Origin of the sequence: Comamonas trifloxystrobinivorans, assembly GCF_043359985.1 — a bacterium.
Taxonomy (GTDB): domain Bacteria; phylum Pseudomonadota; class Gammaproteobacteria; order Burkholderiales; family Burkholderiaceae_C; genus Comamonas; species Comamonas trifloxystrobinivorans.
The window spans coordinates 20,546-41,799 of sequence record NZ_JBHZGV010000010.1; the positions used below are offsets into that span (position 1 = coordinate 20,546).

Genomic DNA, 21,254 nt, shown 5'->3' on the forward strand with positions numbered 1-21,254 from the left:
AGTCTTTCAAGCCGTTGCCTGGACAGCTTCAATGCGTTAAATGCGGCGGTCGCACGGTGATGGTGACAACGACTGGCGCAAGTATTGATGATAAGGGCCGCTATCACCGTGGCACTGTCTGCGATGACCGGGTGTGTTACCACTGCCACATGCAAGGCATCTGGTCGCCAATGATCCCGGATAAACCTAGAGCTTTGAAAGAGCCGAAGCCCAAGAGGCGGAAGCCAAAACCTGTTAAGTGATACCCAGCCAGCCTAACCAGCTGGCTTTTTCGTTTCTCGCCCGCCCTGAGCAATCACGGCGGGCTTTTTCGTGGCTGCATGACGTGATGCCATGCGGCCTTTTTCATGCCCGAGACGGGTGTATCCAACTACGCCAGAGACTGGCGAAACCAACATGACTCTGAAAATCACTGTCGATTCGCTCGACTCGGTTCCTGAAAACGTACGCGATCTGTACAAGGAAGTGGACGGGAAGTTCCGTCTTGATCTGGAGGGCTACGAAGACCCGGCAGGCTTGAAGTCAGCGCTCGACAAGGAGCGCCTGGCGGCAAAAGAAGCAGGCAAGCAAGCAAAGGCTTGGAGCGCATTGGGCAAGACGCCCGAGGAAATCCAAGAACTGCTGCAGCGCCTGGAAACTGACGAGGACGCAAAGCTGATCGCTGCCGGGAAGATGGATGAGGTGGTGCAGAAACGCACCGAGCGAATGCAGGCCGAGCACACAAAGAAGCTTCAAGCCGAGGCAGAGGGCCGCACCAAGGCCGAAGCCAAGGCTGCAAAGCTGGCAGATCGCGCCTTGAATGCCGTACTGCGTGATGCAGCGGCAGCTGCTGGTGCTTTGCCAGAGGCTTTGGATGACGTTGTGCGTCGTGGCTCGGGACTGTGGGTTCTCAGTGATGACGGCGACGTTGTTGCAATGAACGGCGACCAGGTCGTGTTGGGCAAAGACGGCAAAGCACCGCTATCCCCCAAGGAATGGGCTGAATCCATCCGTGATTCCGCTCCGTACTTCTGGCCTGCTACTCGCGGATCTGGTGCGCCTGGGTCTAGTGGTGGCGCAGCAAACAACTCTGGCAACTTTGGCGGCGGAAAAGCTGACCGGTTAGCCGCAATCAAAAAACTCACTTCTAAGTCCTGATAACAGGCAGAAAGGCTACCTATGGCTTTGTCCGATATGAAGGTATTTAACGAATACCTCAAGCAAACCACGATTGAAACTCTGGCCCAAGACGTTGCCAAGTTCAATGCCGCTTCTGGCGGTGCAATTCAGCTGACCACGCAAGGCATTGATGGCGACTTCTTGCAAGAGTCGTTCTGGGCTGGCGTGCACAGCGCCCAGCGTCGTGTTGACCGCTATGCAGCCAATGGTGCGCAGGCTGCAACGCCACTGGCGCAGAAGCAATACGACAGTGTAAAGATCGCTGGCGGCTTCGGCCCCGTGCTGTTTGAGCCCAGCCAGATGAGCTGGATTCAAAAGTCGCCCGAAGAAGCGCTGGAGGTCATCTCGCGCAACCTGTCGGAAGCGATCATGTCCGACCAGCTGAACACCGCTATTGCAGCCCTGGCCGCTGCAATCGGCAATCAAGCTACAGCGGTCAATGATGTGTCTGCGACCGCTGGCGTGAACTACATCGCCATCAACGGTGCTCACGCCAAGTTCGGTGATGCCTCGTCTCGCATCATTACGCAAGTGATGACCGGTGCGATGTACCACAAGCTGATCGGTCAGAATCTGGCCAACGCTGAGAAGCTGTTCACTTTTAGCGGCGTGACCATCGTGGACATCCTTGGCAAGGCCGTGATCGTGACGGATGCTCCTGCGCTGTTCGTGGCTGGCGCTCCTGACAAGGCAAAGGTGCTGTCGCTGGTGAGTGGCGCGGCTGTGGTTTCTGACGGCTCCGATCTGATTACCAACATTCAGACGACCAACGGCAAAAACCGCATCGAAACCACGATGCAGGCCGATTACACCTTTGGTCTGGGCCTCAAGGGTTTCACGTGGGATGTTGCTAATGGCGGAAAGTCGCCAACCGACACCGAGCTGGCTACTGGTGCTAACTGGGATTTGGTGGCTAACAGCATCAAGGCCTCCGCTGGCGTGATGACCATCGGCGACGCAGCCAAGTAACCAAAGGGGCTTCGGCCCCTTTCTTAATGGAGAACCCATGACAGAAAAGATTGCCTGGGAAAAACATCCCGTGTCGCCTGAACGCAAGGCCGAGCTACGCGCCGCTGGCTTCAAAATCATTGACGCCCGATTCAAGCCCGTAGAGCCTGGTGGCGACGGCATCCTGCCAGACTCCAAGCAGCGCGAGATTCTGATTGCAGACCTCAAGGAGAAGGGCATCGAGTTTGACGACGCTCTGCCAACCGATGAGCTGCGCGCACTCTCTGTCCCACTGGGTCAAGCAGCACCAGCAAAGCGCGGTCGCAAGCCCGCTCAGCCACAGGAATAACCCATGCTCATAGTCGCACCAGAAGAAGGCTTTGACACGCTAGTAACGCTGGCTGAGGCTCAGGACTACATGACCCGCTTCGGGCGCGACTGGCCTGCTGTTGAGACGGAGCAAGAGATTGCCTTGCGCGTCGGCACTCAGTACATAGTGACCGAATACGACATTCGTCCCGAGTTTCTGGACCCGGTGGCGGATCGCCTAAAGCACGCGGCCTGTGAGGCTGCTTTGCGTGCCGCTAATGGCTCACTGTTTGCCGATGTGGACGCCCAAGCGGTAACAGAGGAATCTGTTGGCCCCATCACTACGAAGTATGCCCAGCCCGTTAACAGCGGTCAAAAGCGCTTCGGTGTGATTGATGCCTTGATGCGAGGTTTGACCAAAGGCGGCGCTGGCATGGTGCGGTTTGAGAGGGCGTGATGTCGAAACCACCCAAAGTCACCTTCCGAAAGCAAGAGCCACTGCAGGACTATTACTGCGATGGCGCTGGCGGCTGGTACTCGGTAGCCAAATTACTGGATGACTCGAAGGATTTGCCGGTATTTGACTGCCCGCTAGCTGCGATTGATCTGTCCCATGTCATTTGGCGAGACGCAGACATGTTTGTTCTCGCGGTTCATGTGCGGCGCGTTATGGATGCCGACCTTGATACGCCAATTCTGCTGGACTGGCATGGGTCGATTGCCGATGGTCGGCATCGTGTCTTGAAGGCACTAGCTAAAGGCAAGCGCACCATTAAGGCGCGTCGCATGACTTGGAGGCCGGATCCCTGTAAACAGGAGCAGCCAACATGACTAAGTTCGATTACTCCCGCCCAGCCGCTACAGCAACCCGCCTGCTGGATCGCTTCGGCCAGGCAGGCGAGCTATCGCGCACCGTTGAAGGCGGATACGACCCGATGACAGGGCCCGTGCAGACCACCGAAACGGCGGCGTGCACTGTTGCCCTGCTGGAGTTCGATAACTCTCAGATTGACGGCGAGCTAGTCCTGATTGGCGACCGACGCGCCCTGATTGCCCCTGATGCCAGTTTCGAGCCGCTGGCCGGTGACTCATTGACTGTTGGCGGCGAGCTGCTGCAGGTGGTGAGAAACCGGCCTGTGTCTCCTGCTGGAGTTGTGGTGCTGCATGACTGTGTGGTGAGGAAATCATGAGCTTTGCTGACGATCTTGCGAAAGTCTGTCTGCAGGCCGGTGAAAAGTGCGAGGAAGTTGCTCGCCGCACCGCTATCGAGCTGCAGGCAAATATGATTGAGAAGTCTCCTGTGGGCAATCCTGACCTGTGGAAGGCCAACAAGAGCGTCATGTATGCGCGTGAGACGCACAACCTGTGGGTTGGCGCTATCAATGCCGATCTTGCAAAAGGTGAAAAGAAGGTCGCGCGCATGGGTAAAAAGAAGCTCAAAGAGACCTACAAGCTCAAGGCAGGGCAGAACTACACAGGCGGGCGCTTCAAGTCCAACTGGCAGGTCGGGCTTGGCTCTATGAACGAGTCCACCGACAGCGAGCCGCGCAGTGATGCGTTAGGGCGAGCGAAGGTAGTGCTGGAGGGATTTAAGCCAGGGCAAACCATATGGCTCACGAACAACCTCGCGTATGCGAAGAAATTGGAGTATGGGCACTCTAAACAAGCGCCCGCGGGGATTGTTCGCTTAACCGTCCAAGACTTTGCTCAGGCGGTCAAGCGCGCAGTGGAGTCTGTCAAATGAAACTAACCGAGATCAAGGCGCTACTGGAGCAAAAGCTTCTGGCAATGCCTGGTGTGCTGCCTACGGCCTTCGAGAACGTGCCTTTCAAGCCGCCTGATGGCCCATACCAAGCCTGCTATCACCTAGTGAATACTCCGGTGGACCTGGGCATAGAGGGGACGCTGACGGAAGAGCGAGGCATTTTGCAAATCACGCTGCGCTATCCGGAAGGGAAGGGGCGGCAGATCACAGACGCCATGGCCGACCAGCTCAAGCAGCATTTCAAGACCGCCCAGATCATCCCTGGCCCAGGATTCCGAATCGAACTGAACAAGACGCCAGCAATATCCTCCGGCATGCCCGATGAGGGGCGCTGGACCGTGCCGATCTCCATCTACTGGAGAGCTTTCCCCACCTAACCGGGCATTGCCCACCACCAACACCGCCGCCTGGCGGTTTTTTTGTGCCCGATGAGGGCGAAACCCTAGCCGCAAAGCATGTGCCGAGCGGCTTTCTTCATTTTCGAAAGGCTCAAAATGGCCCGCACTCCTACTGGCACGATTACCTCCGTAGCCACCGCTCTCTCTGCTGCCAAAACGATCAGCGGCATCACCAATGCCGTAGAAGCTGTTGTCAGCTCTGTTGCCCACGGCTTTGCCAATGGCGACATTGTTCTGATTCTCTCCGCTTGGGGCCGCCTGAACTTCCGCGCATTCCGTGTGAAAGCCGCGACGGCTGACGCCTTCACTCTGGAGGGCGCCAACACGACGAACACCGAGTTCTACACGCCGGGCCAAGGCGCTGGCTCGGTGCGCAAGGTGAGTACCTGGGTTGACCTGGACCGCACCATGAACCACAGCACCAGCGGCGGCGACGCCAAGACCGTGAACGTCAAGTTCATCGAGTCGGACGTGGAAATCGTGTTGAACGACGGCTTCAATGCTGTACAGCGCACGTTCGACATGGATGCAGACATGATCGGCTCTCCGGCTTACGAGGCACTCAAGATGCTCTCGGAAACCAACGCCGACATGGTGGTGCGCCAACGCGCCAAGACTGGTGCCCTGTCGCTGATCCCTGCGAAGGTATCGTTCAACGAAGAAGAAACCCTGACCGAAGGCCAAGCCGTTGTGGTCAAGGGCACCTTCAACGCTCAGAACAAGTCCACGCGCTACGCCGCGTAACCCGATCACAGCCCGCCAAGAGCACTCATGGCGGGTTTTCTTTTGCCCATTTCGGGCGCACTGAGTACCGACGCATCCCGGTTCGTTCCTTTCGCGGGGGCGGCTGGGGTGCGCACGGGCATTAACTTTCCGCGAAAGAAAAGACTATGGCTAAGCAAAAATCCATCCCCGTTACCAGCTTGAAGATGATGGCCGGCAAGTCGCCGACCTTCCCCCTGACCGTGACCGTGAAGAACCTCGATGGCGACGAGTTCGATGTGGTGTTCACCGCTAAGGCTCAGAAAAAGAGCGAGTGGGCCGCCATCCGTGATGCGCATCGCAAGACCGCAGACGGCGTCGAGCAGCCTGCCGAGAAAGCTGAATTCTCGTTCGAGGATCTGGTCAAGGACGGCATGCGCCAGGCGGCCGAGATCGTGGCCGGCGCTGTTGCGGGCTGGAACCTGGAGGACGAGTTCAGCGTGGACAGCCTGATTGTGCTGGAAGACCAATGCGGCGGCTCGCTGGCCAAGGTGCTTGGCAAGTACGACGCAGCTTTGTTCACCGGCCAACTGGGAAACTAAGGGCCATCGCTCGAGCCCTGTATGAGCCGCACATCACGGAGGCCGAGGCGAAAGCCGCAGGGTTCGAGCTAGAGGACTATGAGACGGAGACGCTGGAAGTCTGGCCAGACAACGAGGTAGCCCTAGAACTGGCCCACATGATCGGCACGCGCTGGGTTTATCCGCCAATGGGAGGGCCACCCCTGGGCCTTCGATGGGAGGCGATGTATCCACTCATGGATCGCAAAGCGCCAGACAAAGGGGATTGGGATGAGCTGCACGCCGCAATGATGATTGTCGAGAGTGTAGCCCTCGACACCATCCGGGAGTTCGCCCCGAAAGACAAAACAAAGCAGCCCGCCTAGAGCGGGCATTTTTATTTCCAATCAGAGGAAACGATGAAAGAACTAATGTTCCAAAACCAACCCATTCGTCTTGTCGAAAAGGACGGCAAGACCTGGGCGAGTGCCGCAGATATTGCTCGTGCGCTGGGGTATTCGCGGCCAGACAAAGTAACTCGCATCTATGACAAGCACAAGGCAGAGTTTTCTGAGTCCATGACCGCGCTGGCATTGATCGAAACGGCAGACCCCCGAAACGGGGGTGTGCTCCTTAATAAAACAACCGCCCGCGTTTTTAGTCTGCGCGGCGCTCATCTTCTAGGAATGTTTGCGCGAACAGCAAAAGCACAAGAGTTCCGAAAATGGGTGCTTGATGTTATCGATCATCACCAGGCAGCGCCATCGCTCATTCAAGAGTGGTACGAAGCACGCGCCGCACTTGACGCTCAAGAGCGATTTGCAAGTCTTTGCGGTCGCGGCTTGAGTCAGCATCGACACAAGAAGCCGCCACTCAAACAGCGAGTGGAAATGCTGATCGAAAAGATTCAGCCATCGCTCCAGTTCACATAGCCATCCATCCGGGTGGCTTTTCTTTTATTGGCCCGCCGTGTGCGGGCTTTTCCTATTTGAGGCCCCGACATGGCAGATATTGAACCGATTGGCCTGGCACTCCAGACGGATGGCATTGAGAAGGGCATCAAGAAGCTGTCCGAGCTGGCCCAGCAAGGGCCCAAAGTCGAGCAATCGATGGCCGGCATCTCTGCGGAGAGCAAGAAGGTTGCGAAGTCTCTGGCAGACCTGGGCTCTGGCGCGGGTGATGGACTGAAGAAAACCGGCGACGCTGCGCAGAAGGCGGCCACCGGAATCAAGGCCTCTGGCACAGCTGCGCGTGAAGCAGTGACTGATACGGCTAGCCTGGCTCGGGCCGTGGCTGGCCTGACCGTGGAAGAGCAAAAGCACATTGCCATGTTGGTGCAGGAGGCCAATGGACTCCGCATGTCGCGTGGCGAGATGGAGGCCTATAAAGCTGCTCAAAAGGGGATGAGTGCAGGCGCGCAAGAAATCTCCAAGGCGCTGGGCGACCGCATCACCGCATTGAAGGCTGAACAGAAGGCCTTGGCGGATGGCGGGGTCGCAATGGACCTGTTCAAGCGTGCCGCGCAAGGTGCCGCCGCAGTCCTGGCGCTGTGGGATACCGCAAAGTTCATCAAGGAATCAACCCTGCTTGCGGCTCGCTATGAGACCATGGGCGTGGTGATGGGCGTTGCTGGCAACAATGCCGGCTACACCCGCAAGGAGATGGATTCCCTCGCCCTATCGCTGCAAAAATCCGGCATTTCCATGCTGCAGTCGCGGAACTCGCTGACTCAGTTGGCAACAGCTCACATTGATCTGGCCAAGGCCGCTTCTCTGGGCCGTGCCGCGCAAGATTTGGCAGTGGTTGGCGGCATCAATTCCAGCGAAGCGCTGGGCAGGATGATCAACGGGATCAAGGCTGGGGAGGTGGAGATTCTCCGCACCCTCGGCCTGAATGTGAACTTTGAAGCCAGCTATAAAAAGCTGGCTGCATCGTTGAAGATCTCGACTGACAACCTGACCGAAAATCAAAAGGTCATGGCGCGCACGAATTCCGTGCTGGAAGCGTCTGCTGCATATGCGGGGATCTACGAAGAGTCCATGACCACAGCGGGTAAGGCGATGAGTTCGCTGACTCGCTATTGGGAAGATTTGAAGGTTAAGGCCGGTGATGCCTTCTTGCCAGCCCTGGCCGAAAGTGTCAACGAGTTAACTGCAGCTTTGAAAGAAGCCAACAAGGAGCTCGCAGACTCCGGGCAGGAGATTGATGACATAGGCAAGACGCTGGCTTCTGGCCTCAAGACCGCATTCCAAACTGTCGCAGTTTTGGCGGCGAATGTCGCTTTCGTGTTCTCGACTATTGGCCGATCCATTGGAGCAACACTAGCTCAGATCGATGCAGCTACCAGTGGTGACTTCGATGGTGCAAGGCTGATTGGCGAGGAGGCCGACAAGGATAGCGCTGCTGCCCGCAAAGCGCTTGATGCGTACGAGGCAAAGATTCTCGGCATCACTGACGCCATGGATCGCCAAAAGGACGCATCCAGGGAAACGGCAGCCGCGATTGTTCAGCAGGCTGCGGCCAGCGGTGAAGCTGGCACCGCAGCAGAGCAGCAGCGGATTGCCGCAGCGAAGGCCGCAGAGGCGTACAAGACCGCTATGGACGCTTCGATGCGCCTGTCTGAGGCTGCGCGCCAAGGGCAGACCGTCGAAGAAAAGCGGCTGGAGATCGCCAAGCAACTGCGCGCTGAGTACGAGAAGACCCAGTCTGCGGCAGCCGGCCTGAGTGATGCTGAACGGGTGAATGCCGCGCAAGATTTCATGATTGCCATGCGGGCGAACAATGCGGCGAATCAGCCGACGATTGACCGCAACGCGTTGCTGGACTCTATTGCGCACGTTGAATCTGGTGGCCGGCAGACGGATCGCAGTGGCAATGTGATCACTAGCAATCAGGGTGCCCTGGGCATGTACCAGATCATGCCAAGCAGCGGCCCACACATGGCCCAGCTCGCAGGCGTGGAATGGAGCAAAGCGCGTCTTGAGCAGGATGCCGGGTACGGCCGCACGCTCGCTTCGGCCTATATCGACTACCTGATGCGCATCTTTGACAACGATGCGGTCAAGGCGCTCACGGCCTATCACTCGGGGCAGGGCAATGTAGGCAGTGCGATTGCCAAGGCGGGAGCAACTGGCGACTGGTTGCAGTACATGGGCCAACAGGGCCAGCAGTACGCGAACCTGGTTCTCGGTGGACTCACAAAAGACGCCAAGGGCAACTACAGCGGTCTTCAGCCAGGCGTGGCTCCCAATAAGGAAGCCATCGCTGAGCAGCAGAAGATCCGTGAGATGCAGGATGCGACCGCTGCAGCAACAGCTTCGATGAGAGCGCAGCAGGAGGGTTACAACAAGGTCATGGCCGAATTCCTAGGGATGAAGGCCACGGACTATTGGAAGACTCTCTCTGTGGAGCGGCAAAAGGCCCAAGAGCAAGACGCCATTGCTAAGTCGAATATAGATGCATTGATGCAGTCGCATCAAGCACTGCAGGCGGCATTGAGTGGAGCTGATTCTGCTTGGCAAGACTACTCGGCCGCTACAGCGGGGGCAGCAAGCTACACCAAGGAAATGGCTGCCGAACAGGCCCGCTATGACAAGGTTCTGCAAGATTCCGTGAAGAACGGTCTAGCTGAAACCACGTTGATGCAGTTGAAGTCCGATCATCTGCGCACGATGTCCTCTCTGCAAGAGAAGCAAGCCATAACCAGCGCTGCCTCCCTCAAGCGAGAGGCCGATCAACTGAAGGCGGCAAATGAAAGCTATGGAAAGTCAGCCATTGCAATCGGTGAAATGCGCGTCTCTCGTCTTGAAGATGCAGCAGCAGCTGAATTGCAAGCTAATGGGGCTACCAAGCTGTACGAGGCATTACTGGCGGAAGCTGCTCAGCAGAGAAACGTAAACGAAGAGCGTCGCAAATCTGTCGCGCTTCAAGCAAGCGAAGGCTTTAATGAGCGCATTCGTACCGCCAATGAAATGGCGTCGGCTGCTCAGCAAGAGCTGAAGCTGATGGGTCTTACGGGAATCGAGCGAACTAAGGCATTGGCTCAGCTTGAGGCTCAATTGCGCATCAAGAAGGACATTGCTGCGCTAGAGAGACAAGGGCTGCGCGGGGCAGAGTTGGAGACTGCTAGCCAAGAGGCTCGGACGGCTGCGATGGCTGAGGCAAACGCCAAGGTCAATCAAGCCTACGTCCAAGAGTGGGGCCAAACCATTCAGCAGGTTGACAACATCTTCGTTCAGGGATTTGCAGACATGATGAATGCCGGTCGGTCCGGTTGGGATTCGTTCTGCAAGTCACTCAAGACCTCGTTCTACACGATGGTCGCCAAAGAGATTTATGCGATGTTTGCCAAGCCGTTCGTGGTGAAGCTGGTGGCGTCATTGCTCGGGATTGTTGGTGGCGGTGGAGCTGCTAGTGCGGCGGCGGGTGCAGTCGCAGGCGCGGGCGGTGGCGGTGGTGGATTGCTTGGAGTAGCAAGCAATGCCAACACGGTCTACAACCTGTTTACTGGTGGCATGGCGGGGCTGCTTGGGGGATGGGCAACCAGCATCGGAATGATGATTGGCTCTGCTGCAATGACCCAGTTCGGCATGGGCATGTCTGGAATGTACTTGGCCCCCGGCCTTGTTGGGCCAGGCGTATCGACAGCCGCAGGTGCTGCAGGCGCTAGTTTCGGAGAGGCGCTTTCTGCCATTCCAGGCTGGGGCTGGGCATTGGCAGGTGTCGGTGCATTGTTCGGCAAGGACATCTGGAATGCACTGTTTGGCCGCAAGCTCAAGGAGAGTGGCGTAGAAGGAACTTTCGGCGGGGAAACCGGCTTCGAAGGGAATCTCTACAAGTACTACAAGGGCGGCTGGTTCCGGTCGAATAAAACGACCCGCCAAGAGATGCCAGAGGAAATGCGCCATGGCTTTGCTGACCAGTTTTTTGCGATGGATAAGTCCATCCGCGAAATGGCTTCGGCAGTGGGCCTGGGCGGCGATGCACTCGACGGCTTTACCGCCAAGTTCAAAGTCAACCTTAAGGGCTTGTCAGAAGAAGAGGCCAATAAGAAGCTGCAGGAGGAATTCCAGAAAATTGCTGAGCAGATGGGCGGATTGGTCTTAACCAGCGAGGAATACACGCATGCCGGTGAAACTCAACTAGAAGCACTCACTCGCTTGTCAACATCGATCACATTGGCAAACGAATGGTTCAAGGCTGTCGGCGATACGCTATACACGGTGGGCCTGGCGGGCGCTGACATGGCATCCGAACTGATGGATGCTTTCGGTGGTGCGGACAAGTTCGCGGCGGTGACCAGCAACTACTATGACAAGTTCTTCACAGATCAAGAGAAGGTTGCCAATCAAACGCGCCTTCTCGATGAGCAGCTGAAGAAGCTTGGTGTGGAGACAATGCCTGCTAGTCGAGAGGCCTTCAGAAATTACATCAACTCCATCGATGTGAGCACTGAAGCAGGTCGGAAGCTATATGCCTCCCTGCTGCAGATGGCAGACGTGTTTGATCTGATCTACAAATCAGCTGAGAACATTGCCAGCCTCAAAGAAGACCTGAACGTGCAACTCTTGCGCGCCAAGGGGGATGATGAGGGCGCAACTCGTCTGGAGCGAGAAAAGCAGCTTCGTGAACTGGAGAAGTACAAGGATCCTGAACTTGTGAAGCTCCAGCGTGATGTGTGGGCGGCGCAAGATAAAAAGCAGGCCGAAGAACAAGCCAAGCAAGCTGCAGAAGCTGCCAAGCAAGCTGCAGAAGCTGCCAAGTCGCTCGCCATGAGCAATTTGCAGGCGGCAATCTCGCGTGAGAAAGAGTACTGGAATCAGTTCTCCGCTGACGCGAAAGACGCGCTGACCAAAGCGTCTAGCTACTGGACTCTAGTCACTGACTCGGCCAAGAATCTGCGTGCTTCTGTCGATGAAACTTCGACATGGAACGCAGCTCGCGGCATGGTGTTTATCGAGCAGGCCATTGCCAACGCCCGTAGCGGCATGGGATTGTCTGATTACGACCAAACCAAGTCAGCGATTGAAGCAGCTACTGGCGGGCTGATCATGGACAACTACGCCACCAAGGCGGACCTTGACTATGACAAGAAGGTGCTGGCTGGCCAGCTTGATGAGCTAGGGGAGTACGCAGGTCTTGCTAAGTCGGATGCACAAAAGCAGATCGATCTTGCTGCGGACCAGTTGAAACGACTGGACGAAACGCTCAAGTTCTGGCAGGACTTTGGCAAAGAGCAAGTTGACGCAACGCTATCTGTGACAGCTGCTATTGAAGCTCTGTACAAGTTGCTCGACCCCGAGGAACAGGCGCGAGTCAAAGCAGAGAAAGATGCTCAGCAAGCGGCAGCAAACCCGGGCGGAAGCGGCGGCGCAAGCTTTGGGGGAGGTGGTGGCTACATCATTGGCAGCGGTGATAGCGGTGGAGCGTACACGGTTGGCTATACGAAAGACGGTCGGCAGGTATGGAGTGATGGATCAATCTCAAAAGACCCAATCACAACCCATGCCGTCGACTTCTTGGAAAAAGGCTACGACCCGTTCAGCTCATTGAACTACTCGACAGGACAGCACACGCAAGGCAAGCCCGTCGAGTGGGACGAGGAGAAAAAGCTGTATGTGCCCAAGCTCAACGTCGGCACCAACTACTTGCCAAGCGACATGCTTGTGCTTGCCCACCAGGGTGAGCGAATCATCCCCAAGGCTGACAACCATGCGCTGATGGCGGCTTTGAGCAACCAGGGCGGCTCTGCTGTGCAAATGGCGGAAGTCGTAGCAGAGTTGCGCGCCGTCAAGCAAGAGCTGCAGGCGATCAAGGCAGGGCAAGGGGAGGTCGCCTACCAGGCACGCAAGACAGCCTCTGTCCTGTCCAGTGTTACTGATGGCGGTCTGGGCATGCGCAACCAGCCAGCTACTGCATAAAAGGAGGGCGAACTATGCTCGTTTTATCGCCCATCACCATCACCGATTCCATGTTCATGGCCGGGTCTATCCCGGACGTGGATGTGGATGCGGGTGAAAAAGCGTGGGTATCTGGTCAAGTGGTGGCCGAGAAGGATGAGAGGGTGCATAACAAGTACGTATGGAAATGCGCACATGTGCCACCCGATCTGACCATTTCGCCCGACAAGGACGACAACAACTGGCAAAAGATGCGCCCATCCAACAAATGGGCCTCCTTTGACAAGTACCCCAGTACAGCGCAGGTAGGCAGAAAAGGCCGGGTTGATCAAGTTCTCAAGCCCGGCTTTTTTAATGGCCTAGCGCTTGATAACTTGAAGGGCTTGCGCCTGGAAATACTGATTACCGATGGCGTTGATGGTCCGAATCTTAGGCCGCCTGTCTCAGTGCCGCTACGGGTGCGACCTGCAGGCTGGAAGAGCTACTGGTTTGGCCGAAAGCTGCAGATCACGAAATACCGCCTAGACAAACTGCCGCTCAACCCTAACGCAGTGATCCACATCACTGTAACGGGCGCAGCAGATGAAGAGGTGGGCATCGGGTGGCTGAGCATCGGCGACTGGATCAACTTCGGCATTGCCAAGCGGGGAATCCAATCCGGCACGCTCTACGGGGTCAAGGCTGAGATTGAGAACTTCGCTGGCCGCAAGGACTACGGAGACGGCACTTTCGACTTGGAGCCGCGTGGCGCTGCCGTGAATCTGACTCTGCCTGTGATGGTGGATGCAAGTGAGGGTAACCGGTTGTTTGATGTTGTCAGACGGCTGATGAACAAGCCTGTTGCAGTCTATGCCAGCGCTCGTGACCGTGATCGATTGCTATCGACAGTGGGCCTGGTATCCACGGACTTCACCCGAGAAATTACTGAACTGACGACGCTCAGCGTCTATGTGAAAGGAGTTCTGCAATATGACAGTGCAGCACTTTGACGGATTTACCCCATTGCCGCCGTATCCAACACCAGAAATGGATGACGGCTCTTATGGTGAAGCTGCGTTGAAAACGACGCAAGCATACCCGGTGATGATTGATGAGATGACCACCGCGGCTGCGGTCATCGAAAACAACGCTGAGGTATCGCAGCAGCAAGCCCAGCGCGCCGTAGATGCAGCAACCGATGCGGCCCAGGTACAGGACATCGTGCTGGGAGCGGCCAACTTCAAAGGCAACTACGCAGACCTGGCCGGCGCGCTGCCCATGCCTGCATCCGTCAAGCACGCGGGCCGTTTCTGGCTGCTGACGCGCAATCTTGCAAACGTGGCTGATGATGTTCCAGGGGTGTCAACAGCCTGGACATCGCTAGACAGCGGGCAGTTGGTCACGCAAAAGATCACGGCCAACACGTTGGGCATCGCGGGCGTCAAGTACCTCATTGCCGGCCCCGGCGTCACGCTCACGCTGCCTGCGGCCTGGAACAAAGGCGACCGCATCGGCTACCAGCTCGTCGCGCCCGTCAATGGGCAAAAGATCAACTTTGGCGCTACCCCGGTGATGGGTAACGCGTTAGGCTTGATCGATATCGATGTGCCACGCGTCAACGACAACTGGCAGTTTGAAGACAACACTTTGGGATTGATCGCGCAATGAACTATTCAGAAGCTTTTGGCGGTGGTTGCGGCGGCAAGCTGCGCTATCAGGAATTCGCGGCCAGCGGAACGTTTACGCCGAGCGCAAAGCTGATTGCGAATGGAGGACAGTGCCAGGCGCTGATTGTTGCCGGTGGTGGCGGCGGCGGCAGCGGTGGCTTTAATTCCAGCTCAGCAGGCGGGGGCGGCGGCGGGGGCGGGGTTAAAAAAGTATTTTTAACCTTGACTGCCGCAGCCAGCGTTGTCGTCGGTGGGGGCGGCGCTGGTGGTGCAACATCTGGCAGTTCCGGCACCAATGGCGGGAATTCTTCTGTCGGTGGCATTGTTGCCATTGGCGGCAGTGGCGGTGGCCGTGGCCCTGGTGGAGCTTCGCGGACTGGAGCCGGTGGCACTGGATATGCCGGCCCGTCTGGCAGCATGCCTCCCTCAGCAGGGCAGTCTGGCGTTGACAGTTTTGGCGGCGGTGGCGGTGGTGGGGGAGCTTCCACTAGCCCAGGGGCGCCAGGGGCATCTGGTGGCGGGACTGGTGGTACAACCTCTCTGCCAACTGCTGGAGCTGCCAACACTGGCGGCGGTGGTGGCGGTGGCTATACCGATGGCTCCGCGAGCTTTGACCCCAGTAAAGCAGGCGCCGCAGGCGGCAGCGGCTTTGTCCGCATCTGGTGGTACGAGTAAGGGGGCAGCTATGGAATACGCACTTATCAAAAACGCTGTCGTCGAAAACGTCATCGTCGCAGACGCCGCATTTGCAGAAACCATCGCGGCAGATTGGGATGCTGTTGTGCTGCTGCCCGAAGGTGCGGGCATCGGCTGGGGCTGGAGCGCTGCGCAGGGCTTTGTGCCGCCTGCCGTGGACGCGCCTGAGCCCCAGGCGCTGCCCGTCGTCGTCATCACCGGCATTACCGTGGACGAGGCCAACGCCGCGCGCTCCGTGATTGCGCCCGACTTCCGCGCCATGAAACTGCCTGTTGGTGCGACCGTCACCATCGCTGCTGAGCTGCAAATGGCTGGACAACGCATCCCTGGCTTTGCGGCCGAGTTCGCTATGCCCCTGCGCAGCACAGACGGCTTGCTGCGGCATCTGGATGTGCGCTTTGCAGACGGCGCGGCGGTCTTCTCTGCGGTCATGTCAGACAGCAAACGCTGGGAAGCAACGCAAGAGCTGATTAACAGCAACCTGCCGCCCGATATGCATATGCAGTTTGCGGGCGTAGTCATCACAGCTGTGGAGTAAACATGGATTTGCAATCGCTCATGAACAAAGCCCAGGTGCCAGCGGCGCTACAGCCGCAGGCCTTGGCGTCTTTCGCTGCGGCCAAGCAAGCTGCAAGCGGTTTGTCTAAGTACAAGTGGCGGGCGCCATTTGCCACCATCCCGCTGCTGTGGGGCCTGCCGTGGGGTGCCGAAGCACTCACGCGCAAGCACGACATCTACGGCAACGATGACAGCATCAATGGCGACCGCAGCGGCTGGCTGCTTTCGGGCCGCCAGCCTGCGCCGTTGGGCGATACCTACTTGCAGTACAACGCACAAACCCAGCAGGTAGACACGCTGCCTGCTGCCGAGCTGGTGTACTGGGGCTACGCCTGGCTGTGGAAGCTATACGAAAAATGCGGTGGCAAAAAGCATGTGCGCGACAACTTCGTGCGTTGGTGGTGGCTGGGCCTGCGCAACCGCGCAAGCCGCGCATTTTTGCTAGCTGGCCCCGAGGCATCGCCCGATGTAGAGCGCTGGGATTTTGACGACGGCAAACGCAGAATTGAAGTGTGGCGCATGGGCGATGCCTGGCAGCTGATAGAGCGCAAGCGCGTTATCGGCAAGCTGGGCTGCCGGCGCAACGTGGGCTACAAAATCAACAACGTGGTGGACGCATTCAAGCCCCGCGCCATGCTGATCTGGACGCCGTGGTGTCCTGCCAAGATAGACGACAGCAAGCCCGCTTAACGCGGGTTTTCTTATTTCTGAGGGGCGCAAATGAATTCAACTGAAACGCGCGATATTTTGATGGGTGTTGCAGGGCAGGTGCCGGGTCAGGCGGCGTTCATGCTGACTGGGCAATGGGTCATCATGGTGCTGACAGTCCTGTTGCTGCTAGTGCAGATCGGCTACTACGCGCGCAAGTGGATGCGGGAAGAGACGCAGTTGGGGCAGAAGCTTTGCCGCTGGTTGTGCCGTTGGCGCTGGGGTAAGTGGTTCTGTAAGTATGGGGCTTGTGATGAGCGCTAGGGCGCGACTGGTCACCAAGATAGGCGCTGGTGCTTTGGCCCTGACATTGCCCGTAGTGACGTACTACGAGGGCAAGGTAAACCGCACGTATGAAGACCCTATCGGCGTCCTGACGAGTTGCTACGGCCACACAGGCCCAGAGCTTCGCATGGGCCAGACATTCACCGATGAGCAGTGTTTGGCTCAGCTGGAAGCCGATCTGCTCAAGCACGCAGCGGCCCTTGATTGCGTCAAGCGTCCCATGACTGATGGGCAGAAAGCCGCATTCCTGAGCTTTGCATTCAATGTGGGGAATGGCGCTTTCTGCAGCTCGACGTTGGTCAAGAAGGCCAACGCTGGCGATATGCGCGGAGCCTGTGCTGAGTTATCCCGCTGGACATATGCGGGCGGCAAGTTCTATCAGGGGCTTGCCAATCGGCGTGCAGCAGAGCGAAAACTATGTGAGGCTGGACTATGACCCTGCAAATTCAACTACTGCTAGCGGCCCTTGTGGCCGCTTTTTCTTTTGGGGGTGGCTGGACGGTGAAGGGGTGGAAAGTCGATTCGCAGCTTGAACGCAAAGTCGCCCAGATCGCCAAGATCAACGCGGACTACGACAAAGAGCGCCTAAAGACCCAAGAGCAACTAGCTCTCGCAGCCAAAAATAACCGCCAGGCAGAGCAACATTTGCAGGCCGTGGCAGATGATGAAAGGGCGAAAGCCAATGAACAAATCAACGCTGTCAGCCGTCGCGCTGACTCTCTTGCTGTCCGCGTGCGCAACGCAGAAGCCGCCGCAGCCACTGCCCGCCTTGTGTCCGCCAGCGCCAAAACTGCCTGCGCTGGACAAGCTACCATTAGAAGTGACGGAGCCGAGCTTCTTAGACCGCTTGGAAGCGCGGATGTTCTTGAAGCCGAGCGAGCCGACAAAATCAGAGTCGCCCTTGGGGCTTGCTATGCCCAATACGACGCAGCAAGGGCTAAAGATTAAAGAGTGATCCCGGCGTCGATTGCAGCGCAGGCGAGGGCCAGCCAGCGCGGCAGGGTGTCAGCGCTGGACAGGTAGCGGGCGTAAGTGGCTCGACTCATGCCCAGGGCCTGGGCGGCACTGTCGTATGTGTAGCCGTGGCGGGTTTGCCAGGTTTTGAGCTGCGCACCAGTCATCACCAGCCCTCCCGGGTCATCAGTGCGAAACCTACATGCTTGGCCCACCAGTCAAGCCACGGCGGCAGCGCAGATTCAGCAATGTCGTAGCGCAAGGCCGCCCACGGCGACTGAGGGGGCTCAGTCAATGCATCCCCACGGCAAACCCATTCCCATATTTTTGGGCTTGACTTGCTGTTAAGTGCGACAGCAAGGGTGGCAATGGGGACACCCTCATCAAGCAGCTGAAAGCTAGCAGCGCTGCGGTGAATCTCGCCCTTGACTGTATAGCCGCTCTTGCGACTGTCGGCCCAGCCATGGCCGGTCGTGAGCACTGGCAACAGAGTCCGATCAATGATTCCCGCTTGCTCTACGGCATCGCAATCGTCGCGTGTGACGCGCTCAGACGCTCTGTCGTTGAGCACAACGTAAATCAGGAAACCTGCTTTCATATCCAGGCAATCTCTTTGTCAGGGGTTGGCAAAATGCGACGCAGCGCCCGATAGCCTCTGTTATCGAGTGCAAGCAACGACACCATGGGGTTTTCAATCGGCAGTCAATCATCAATGTAATCGTCGTCTGCCTCAGAGGTGCCGTCAATCCATTGCTTTGTGCTTTTGTACTTGGCCAGGCGAGTGCTCAGATCTGCTTGCGCCGAGGGGGCATGCTTTGCTCCGATCACTTGCAGCACATCTTGCAGGGCATTGATAGTGCCTGGGACGGAGCGAAAGTCCAGGTTGCTGGTGATGTCGAAGTAGCAGCGGCCATCAGCCCAGACGCGAGCTACACGCACTTGCTGGCCGGCAACTGCCTTGCGCGCTGCACTGTAAGTTACTTTAAAGTTTTGCTTCGCCGTGTACATGCCTATCTCCTACCACTATGCCCTGCGGTGCGGGTGGTCAGTTCGTTTGCTGTCCATGTATGTAATTTAGTCTCATATTGAGACTATGGCAAGCATTATTTTCTAAGCACAAACCCTAATTCGCTAAAAAGGCACATCCGGCCCCAGGCTGTCGTAGAGTTGACGTAGATCGGGTGAGGGCACTTTGTGCCACAGCATTGACCCGAGGACTGGCATTGCTTCCGGGTGTTCGGGCTTGACTGCATCAGCTCGCTCATGCTCAAGCGTCTTGATCCAGCTGTCACCCGCTTTGATATGCCACTGCCAATATCTTGATGCAATCATGTGAATCTCCAAAACACTGTATATTTATACAATGTTTTGCGAAGTCACACTACTGCGAAAACGGGGCAAAAGACTCAAGCTCAGCGAGCTTGCCCCGCCCGTGCGTGGACGGCTGTCGTACGACTACCGCAACGACAGCAACCCGATGCGGATACGCAAGGTGTTCGATCTGATGGAGACTGGGTCGCACACTGTGCCGACGAATGCTGGGATGCTGATAGAGCCAGTGCTATTGGAAATTACAGAGCGGGGAATGATCTGGCGGGGCTATGAGATTGAAGCCTACGGCGACGGGATTTTTGAGCATGTGCAGCTCTGGCTGATCCGGCAGATCGGGTAATTGCGCCAAATTGCGCCATCAGGTGTGGCGCATTTCCATGAAAAGCCACCGCAGGGGGGGGGCGTGTGGACTGTCGGCAGCAAGGCCACCAAGGGCTTTGCCCCTCGGTAGAATGTAGGTTGCTATAGTTTTTGTACGAACGCCTTTAGATTTAACCCCGAACGTCCGCCATGCATACAGCCAGCCAGAAAAAAGAAAAAGCCGCTAAGTTGTTTAAACTTAACGGCTTTCAGGTTGGTGCCCGGGGCCGGAATCGAACCGGCACGCCTTGCGGCGGGGGATTTTGAGTCCCCTGCGTCTACCAATTTCACCACCCGGGCTGTGTATCTCGCAGACCGAAATTATGACACAAATAATGAGCGAAAAAAAATATCCAACGATTGAAGACGCGATCGGCAACACCCCGCTGGTGGCTTTGCAGCGCATTGGGGCGGATGCCAACCAGGCCAACGGCAATGTGGTGCTGGGCAAGTTGGAGGGCAACAACCCGGCAGGCTCGGTGAAAGACCGGCCTGCGGTGTCGATGATCCAGCGCGCGCAGGAGCGCGGCGAGATCAAGCCGGGCGATACGCTGATCGAGGCCACCTCAGGCAATACCGGTATTGCGCTGGCTATGGCGGCGGCCATCAAGGGTTACCGCATGGTGCTGATCATGCCCGAGGACCTGTCGATCGAGCGCGCCCAGACCATGAAGGCCTATGGCGCCGAGCTGATTCTGACGCCCAAGAGCGGCGGCATGGAATACGCCCGCGATCTGGCCGACAAGATGGTGGCCGACGGCAAGGGCAAGGTGCTGGACCAGTTTGCCAACCCCGACAACCCCCGCGCCCACTACGAAACGACGGGCCCCGAGATCTGGCAGCAGACCGGTGGCAAGGTGACGCACTTTGTCAGCGCCATGGGCACCACGGGCACCATCACCGGCGTGGCCAAGTACCTGAAAGAGAAGAACCCGGCGATCCGCATCATTGGCGCGCAGCCTACTGAAGGCTCGCGCATCCCCGGCATCCGCAAGTGGCCTGAGGAGTACCTGCCTGCCATTTATGACGCCAGCCTGGTAGACGAGCTGGTTTACGTGACGCAAGACGACGCCGAAGACATGGCGCGCCGCATGGCCCGCGAGGAAGGTATTTTTGCCGGTATTTCGGCCGCTGGTGCCTGCCATGTCGCGCAGGAAATTGCGCGCCGTGAGCGCGACGCTACGATTGTGTTCGTCGTCTGCGACCGCGGCGACCGCTATTTGTCGACTGGCGTTTTCCCGGCCTGACAAGGTAGAGAAGACCACCAACCAAGCGCCAGCTGCTACCCTTTTTGAAAGCGTTATGCAATACGAGACCAAATTCTGCGTGAACTGCGCGAGCCCGCTGCAGTGGATGGTGATGGCCGAGGACAGCGGCGATGTGAACCGCCTGCGCTGCCCCGTTTGTGGCTGGACCCATTGGGGCAACCCCACGCCGGTGTTGGCCGCCGTGATTGAGAACGACGCCGGCCAGGTGCTGGTGGCGCGCAATGCGCTGTGGCAAGAGGGCGTGTTTGGCCTGATCACCGGCTTTATGGAGGCCGGCGAATCGCCCGAGGCCGGCATTGCCCGCGAGGTGCTCGAAGAAACCAGCTTGCGTGCCAAGGCGATGCGCTTGCTGGGTTGCTGGGAGTTTTTGCGCATGAACCAGGTGCTGATTGCCTACCACGTGCGCGTGGATGGCGCGCCGGGTGATGTGCGCCTTTCGCCCGAGCTGGTGGAGTACCAGTGGAAGACTGCGCAAGAAGCCCAGTGCTGGCCAGCCGGCACGGGTTATGCGCTGGCCGAGTGGATCAAGAGCAAGGGCGAGCCGGTGCGCTTTGGCGCTTTCCGCCCCGGCCAGAACCCCGAGCCCGATCCGAACAAGTGGCCGGTGCGCCTGTGGGACGAAGACCCGCGCTTTGTGGTGGCGCCAAGCCTGGAATAGTGCAGTTTGGGCGCGGTTTCAGCGCGGTTTTACAATGCCTGCAGAAGCGG

27 protein-coding genes and 1 tRNA gene are annotated in these 21,254 nt (G+C 57.7%); 24 read left to right on the plus strand and 4 right to left on the minus strand.

Going from position 1 to position 21,254, the window contains the following annotated elements; genetic code table 11:
- The first annotated feature begins 396 nt into the window (after positions 1-396).
- From ACFIQF_RS13195 to ACFIQF_RS13290, 21 genes are all read left to right on the plus strand, one after another.
- Complete coding sequence (locus ACFIQF_RS13195; RefSeq protein WP_393943469.1) at positions 397-1,137, plus strand: hypothetical protein; 741 nt, start codon at positions 397-399, stop codon at positions 1,135-1,137.
- 21 nt (positions 1,138-1,158) lie between these two features.
- Complete coding sequence (locus ACFIQF_RS13200) at positions 1,159-2,127, plus strand: major capsid protein (RefSeq protein WP_393943471.1); 969 nt, start codon at positions 1,159-1,161, stop codon at positions 2,125-2,127.
- 37 nt (positions 2,128-2,164) lie between these two features.
- Positions 2,165-2,455 (plus strand): hypothetical protein, encoded by a 291-nt coding sequence (locus tag ACFIQF_RS13205; RefSeq protein WP_393943473.1) that lies wholly within the window; start codon positions 2,165-2,167, stop codon positions 2,453-2,455.
- A 3-nt stretch (positions 2,456-2,458) separates the two neighbouring features.
- Positions 2,459-2,872, plus strand: a complete 414-nt coding sequence (locus ACFIQF_RS13210) for a DnaT-like ssDNA-binding protein (protein WP_393943474.1) — start codon at positions 2,459-2,461, stop codon at positions 2,870-2,872.
- Positions 2,872-3,246, plus strand: a complete 375-nt coding sequence (locus ACFIQF_RS13215; RefSeq protein ID WP_393943476.1) for a ParB N-terminal domain-containing protein — start codon at positions 2,872-2,874, stop codon at positions 3,244-3,246. The genes ACFIQF_RS13210 and ACFIQF_RS13215 overlap by 1 nt, the downstream gene beginning before the upstream one ends.
- Positions 3,243-3,605 (plus strand): hypothetical protein, encoded by a 363-nt coding sequence (locus ACFIQF_RS13220; protein WP_393943478.1) that lies wholly within the window; start codon positions 3,243-3,245, stop codon positions 3,603-3,605. Before ACFIQF_RS13215 ends, ACFIQF_RS13220 begins: the two co-directional genes overlap by 4 nt.
- The gene (locus tag ACFIQF_RS13225; RefSeq protein ID WP_393943480.1) at positions 3,602-4,159 is read left to right on the plus strand and encodes a hypothetical protein; all 558 of its coding nucleotides are present in this window, start codon (positions 3,602-3,604) and stop codon (positions 4,157-4,159) included. Before ACFIQF_RS13220 ends, ACFIQF_RS13225 begins: the two co-directional genes overlap by 4 nt.
- On the plus strand, positions 4,156-4,557 hold the full coding sequence (locus ACFIQF_RS13230) for a phage tail terminator-like protein (RefSeq protein ID WP_393943482.1): 402 nt from the start codon (positions 4,156-4,158) through the stop codon (positions 4,555-4,557). Before ACFIQF_RS13225 ends, ACFIQF_RS13230 begins: the two co-directional genes overlap by 4 nt.
- A gap of 117 nt (positions 4,558-4,674) precedes the next feature.
- The gene (locus ACFIQF_RS13235; RefSeq protein ID WP_393943483.1) at positions 4,675-5,322 is read left to right on the plus strand and encodes a phage tail tube protein; all 648 of its coding nucleotides are present in this window, start codon (positions 4,675-4,677) and stop codon (positions 5,320-5,322) included.
- 146 nt (positions 5,323-5,468) lie between these two features.
- Positions 5,469-5,882, plus strand: a complete 414-nt coding sequence (locus tag ACFIQF_RS13240; protein WP_393943485.1) for a phage tail assembly chaperone — start codon at positions 5,469-5,471, stop codon at positions 5,880-5,882.
- Entirely contained in the window at positions 5,810-6,226 is a 417-nt protein-coding gene (locus ACFIQF_RS13245) for a DUF1799 domain-containing protein (RefSeq protein WP_393943487.1), read from the plus strand. Before ACFIQF_RS13240 ends, ACFIQF_RS13245 begins: the two co-directional genes overlap by 73 nt.
- Before the next feature lie 33 nt (positions 6,227-6,259).
- A complete protein-coding gene (locus ACFIQF_RS13250; RefSeq protein WP_393943489.1) occupies positions 6,260-6,772 on the plus strand; it encodes a BRO family protein in 513 nt (170 codons plus the stop codon).
- 69 nt (positions 6,773-6,841) lie between these two features.
- Complete coding sequence (locus ACFIQF_RS13255) at positions 6,842-12,760, plus strand: transglycosylase SLT domain-containing protein (RefSeq protein ID WP_393943491.1); 5,919 nt, start codon at positions 6,842-6,844, stop codon at positions 12,758-12,760.
- 14 nt (positions 12,761-12,774) lie between these two features.
- Positions 12,775-13,728 (plus strand): hypothetical protein, encoded by a 954-nt coding sequence (locus ACFIQF_RS13260; RefSeq protein WP_393943492.1) that lies wholly within the window; start codon positions 12,775-12,777, stop codon positions 13,726-13,728.
- Entirely contained in the window at positions 13,709-14,386 is a 678-nt protein-coding gene (locus ACFIQF_RS13265) for a hypothetical protein (RefSeq protein ID WP_393943494.1), read from the plus strand. The genes ACFIQF_RS13260 and ACFIQF_RS13265 overlap by 20 nt, the downstream gene beginning before the upstream one ends.
- Positions 14,383-15,060, plus strand: coding sequence for a glycine-rich domain-containing protein (locus ACFIQF_RS24645; protein WP_489672290.1), 678 nt, complete (start codon positions 14,383-14,385; stop codon positions 15,058-15,060). The genes ACFIQF_RS13265 and ACFIQF_RS24645 overlap by 4 nt, the downstream gene beginning before the upstream one ends.
- Before the next feature lie 10 nt (positions 15,061-15,070).
- On the plus strand, positions 15,071-15,619 hold the full coding sequence (locus tag ACFIQF_RS13270; protein WP_393943496.1) for a hypothetical protein: 549 nt from the start codon (positions 15,071-15,073) through the stop codon (positions 15,617-15,619).
- Between the two features lie 2 nt (positions 15,620-15,621).
- Positions 15,622-16,329, plus strand: coding sequence for a hypothetical protein (locus tag ACFIQF_RS13275; RefSeq protein ID WP_393943498.1), 708 nt, complete (start codon positions 15,622-15,624; stop codon positions 16,327-16,329).
- Positions 16,330-16,359: 30 nt separating this feature from the next.
- Complete coding sequence (locus ACFIQF_RS13280; protein ID WP_393943500.1) at positions 16,360-16,611, plus strand: hypothetical protein; 252 nt, start codon at positions 16,360-16,362, stop codon at positions 16,609-16,611.
- Positions 16,601-17,068, plus strand: coding sequence for a lysozyme (locus tag ACFIQF_RS13285; protein WP_393943502.1), 468 nt, complete (start codon positions 16,601-16,603; stop codon positions 17,066-17,068). Before ACFIQF_RS13280 ends, ACFIQF_RS13285 begins: the two co-directional genes overlap by 11 nt.
- On the plus strand, positions 17,065-17,580 hold the full coding sequence (locus tag ACFIQF_RS13290) for a hypothetical protein (RefSeq protein ID WP_393943503.1): 516 nt from the start codon (positions 17,065-17,067) through the stop codon (positions 17,578-17,580). Before ACFIQF_RS13285 ends, ACFIQF_RS13290 begins: the two co-directional genes overlap by 4 nt.
- Here ACFIQF_RS13290 and ACFIQF_RS13295 read toward each other — a convergent pair.
- The 3 genes from ACFIQF_RS13295 to ACFIQF_RS13305 all read right to left on the minus strand — a co-directional run bounded on the left by ACFIQF_RS13295 (position 17,577) and on the right by ACFIQF_RS13305 (position 18,594).
- Complete coding sequence (locus ACFIQF_RS13295) at positions 17,577-17,753, minus strand: helix-turn-helix domain-containing protein (RefSeq protein WP_393943505.1); 177 nt, start codon at positions 17,751-17,753, stop codon at positions 17,577-17,579. The genes ACFIQF_RS13290 and ACFIQF_RS13295 overlap by 4 nt on opposite strands.
- A complete protein-coding gene (locus ACFIQF_RS13300) occupies positions 17,753-18,184 on the minus strand; it encodes a hypothetical protein (protein WP_393943506.1) in 432 nt (143 codons plus the stop codon). The genes ACFIQF_RS13295 and ACFIQF_RS13300 overlap by 1 nt, the downstream gene beginning before the upstream one ends.
- Before the next feature lie 104 nt (positions 18,185-18,288).
- On the minus strand, positions 18,289-18,594 hold the full coding sequence (locus tag ACFIQF_RS13305; RefSeq protein ID WP_393943508.1) for a hypothetical protein: 306 nt from the start codon (positions 18,592-18,594) through the stop codon (positions 18,289-18,291).
- 355 nt (positions 18,595-18,949) lie between these two features.
- Here ACFIQF_RS13305 and ACFIQF_RS13310 point away from each other — a divergent pair, with 355 nt between their 5' ends.
- Entirely contained in the window at positions 18,950-19,258 is a 309-nt protein-coding gene (locus ACFIQF_RS13310) for a hypothetical protein (protein WP_393943509.1), read from the plus strand.
- A 235-nt stretch (positions 19,259-19,493) separates the two neighbouring features.
- Here ACFIQF_RS13310 and ACFIQF_RS13315 read toward each other — a convergent pair.
- A tRNA-Leu gene (locus tag ACFIQF_RS13315) sits at positions 19,494-19,578 on the minus strand.
- A 35-nt stretch (positions 19,579-19,613) separates the two neighbouring features.
- On the opposite strand from ACFIQF_RS13315, the gene cysM reads away from it, so the two are divergent.
- Together cysM and ACFIQF_RS13325 are read left to right on the plus strand one after the other, a co-directional pair.
- Complete coding sequence (cysM, locus tag ACFIQF_RS13320; protein ID WP_393943510.1) at positions 19,614-20,525, plus strand: cysteine synthase CysM; 912 nt, start codon at positions 19,614-19,616, stop codon at positions 20,523-20,525.
- Positions 20,526-20,580: 55 nt separating this feature from the next.
- Positions 20,581-21,204 (plus strand): NUDIX domain-containing protein, encoded by a 624-nt coding sequence (locus ACFIQF_RS13325; RefSeq protein ID WP_393943512.1) that lies wholly within the window; start codon positions 20,581-20,583, stop codon positions 21,202-21,204.
- Positions 21,205-21,254: the final 50 nt, after the last annotated feature.

Bases quoted from the DNA above. Each gene is read 5' to 3' on its own strand.
- ACFIQF_RS13195 (WP_393943469.1), top strand. From the start codon at position 397: ATGACTCTGAAAATCACTGTCGATTCGCTCGACTCGGTTCCTGAAAAC.
- ACFIQF_RS13200 (WP_393943471.1), top strand. From the start codon at position 1,159: ATGGCTTTGTCCGATATGAAGGTATTTAACGAATACCTCAAGCAAACC.
- ACFIQF_RS13205 (WP_393943473.1), top strand. From the start codon at position 2,165: ATGACAGAAAAGATTGCCTGGGAAAAACATCCCGTGTCGCCTGAACGC.
- ACFIQF_RS13210 (WP_393943474.1), top strand. From the start codon at position 2,459: ATGCTCATAGTCGCACCAGAAGAAGGCTTTGACACGCTAGTAACGCTG.
- ACFIQF_RS13215 (WP_393943476.1), top strand. From the start codon at position 2,872: ATGTCGAAACCACCCAAAGTCACCTTCCGAAAGCAAGAGCCACTGCAG.
- ACFIQF_RS13220 (WP_393943478.1), top strand. From the start codon at position 3,243: ATGACTAAGTTCGATTACTCCCGCCCAGCCGCTACAGCAACCCGCCTG.
- ACFIQF_RS13225 (WP_393943480.1), top strand. From the start codon at position 3,602: ATGAGCTTTGCTGACGATCTTGCGAAAGTCTGTCTGCAGGCCGGTGAA.
- ACFIQF_RS13230 (WP_393943482.1), top strand. From the start codon at position 4,156: ATGAAACTAACCGAGATCAAGGCGCTACTGGAGCAAAAGCTTCTGGCA.
- ACFIQF_RS13235 (WP_393943483.1), top strand. From the start codon at position 4,675: ATGGCCCGCACTCCTACTGGCACGATTACCTCCGTAGCCACCGCTCTC.
- ACFIQF_RS13240 (WP_393943485.1), top strand. From the start codon at position 5,469: ATGGCTAAGCAAAAATCCATCCCCGTTACCAGCTTGAAGATGATGGCC.
- ACFIQF_RS13245 (WP_393943487.1), top strand. From the start codon at position 5,810: ATGCGGCGGCTCGCTGGCCAAGGTGCTTGGCAAGTACGACGCAGCTTT.
- ACFIQF_RS13250 (WP_393943489.1), top strand. From the start codon at position 6,260: ATGAAAGAACTAATGTTCCAAAACCAACCCATTCGTCTTGTCGAAAAG.
- ACFIQF_RS13255 (WP_393943491.1), top strand. From the start codon at position 6,842: ATGGCAGATATTGAACCGATTGGCCTGGCACTCCAGACGGATGGCATT.
- ACFIQF_RS13260 (WP_393943492.1), top strand. From the start codon at position 12,775: ATGCTCGTTTTATCGCCCATCACCATCACCGATTCCATGTTCATGGCC.
- ACFIQF_RS13265 (WP_393943494.1), top strand. From the start codon at position 13,709: ATGACAGTGCAGCACTTTGACGGATTTACCCCATTGCCGCCGTATCCA.
- ACFIQF_RS24645 (WP_489672290.1), top strand. From the start codon at position 14,383: ATGAACTATTCAGAAGCTTTTGGCGGTGGTTGCGGCGGCAAGCTGCGC.
- ACFIQF_RS13270 (WP_393943496.1), top strand. From the start codon at position 15,071: ATGGAATACGCACTTATCAAAAACGCTGTCGTCGAAAACGTCATCGTC.
- ACFIQF_RS13275 (WP_393943498.1), top strand. From the start codon at position 15,622: ATGGATTTGCAATCGCTCATGAACAAAGCCCAGGTGCCAGCGGCGCTA.
- ACFIQF_RS13280 (WP_393943500.1), top strand. From the start codon at position 16,360: ATGAATTCAACTGAAACGCGCGATATTTTGATGGGTGTTGCAGGGCAG.
- ACFIQF_RS13285 (WP_393943502.1), top strand. From the start codon at position 16,601: ATGAGCGCTAGGGCGCGACTGGTCACCAAGATAGGCGCTGGTGCTTTG.
- ACFIQF_RS13290 (WP_393943503.1), top strand. From the start codon at position 17,065: ATGACCCTGCAAATTCAACTACTGCTAGCGGCCCTTGTGGCCGCTTTT.
- ACFIQF_RS13295 (WP_393943505.1), bottom strand. From the start codon at position 17,753: ATGACTGGTGCGCAGCTCAAAACCTGGCAAACCCGCCACGGCTACACA.
- ACFIQF_RS13300 (WP_393943506.1), bottom strand. From the start codon at position 18,184: ATGAAAGCAGGTTTCCTGATTTACGTTGTGCTCAACGACAGAGCGTCT.
- ACFIQF_RS13305 (WP_393943508.1), bottom strand. From the start codon at position 18,594: ATGTACACGGCGAAGCAAAACTTTAAAGTAACTTACAGTGCAGCGCGC.
- ACFIQF_RS13310 (WP_393943509.1), top strand. From the start codon at position 18,950: ATGTTTTGCGAAGTCACACTACTGCGAAAACGGGGCAAAAGACTCAAG.
- cysM (WP_393943510.1), top strand. From the start codon at position 19,614: ATGAGCGAAAAAAAATATCCAACGATTGAAGACGCGATCGGCAACACC.
- ACFIQF_RS13325 (WP_393943512.1), top strand. From the start codon at position 20,581: ATGCAATACGAGACCAAATTCTGCGTGAACTGCGCGAGCCCGCTGCAG.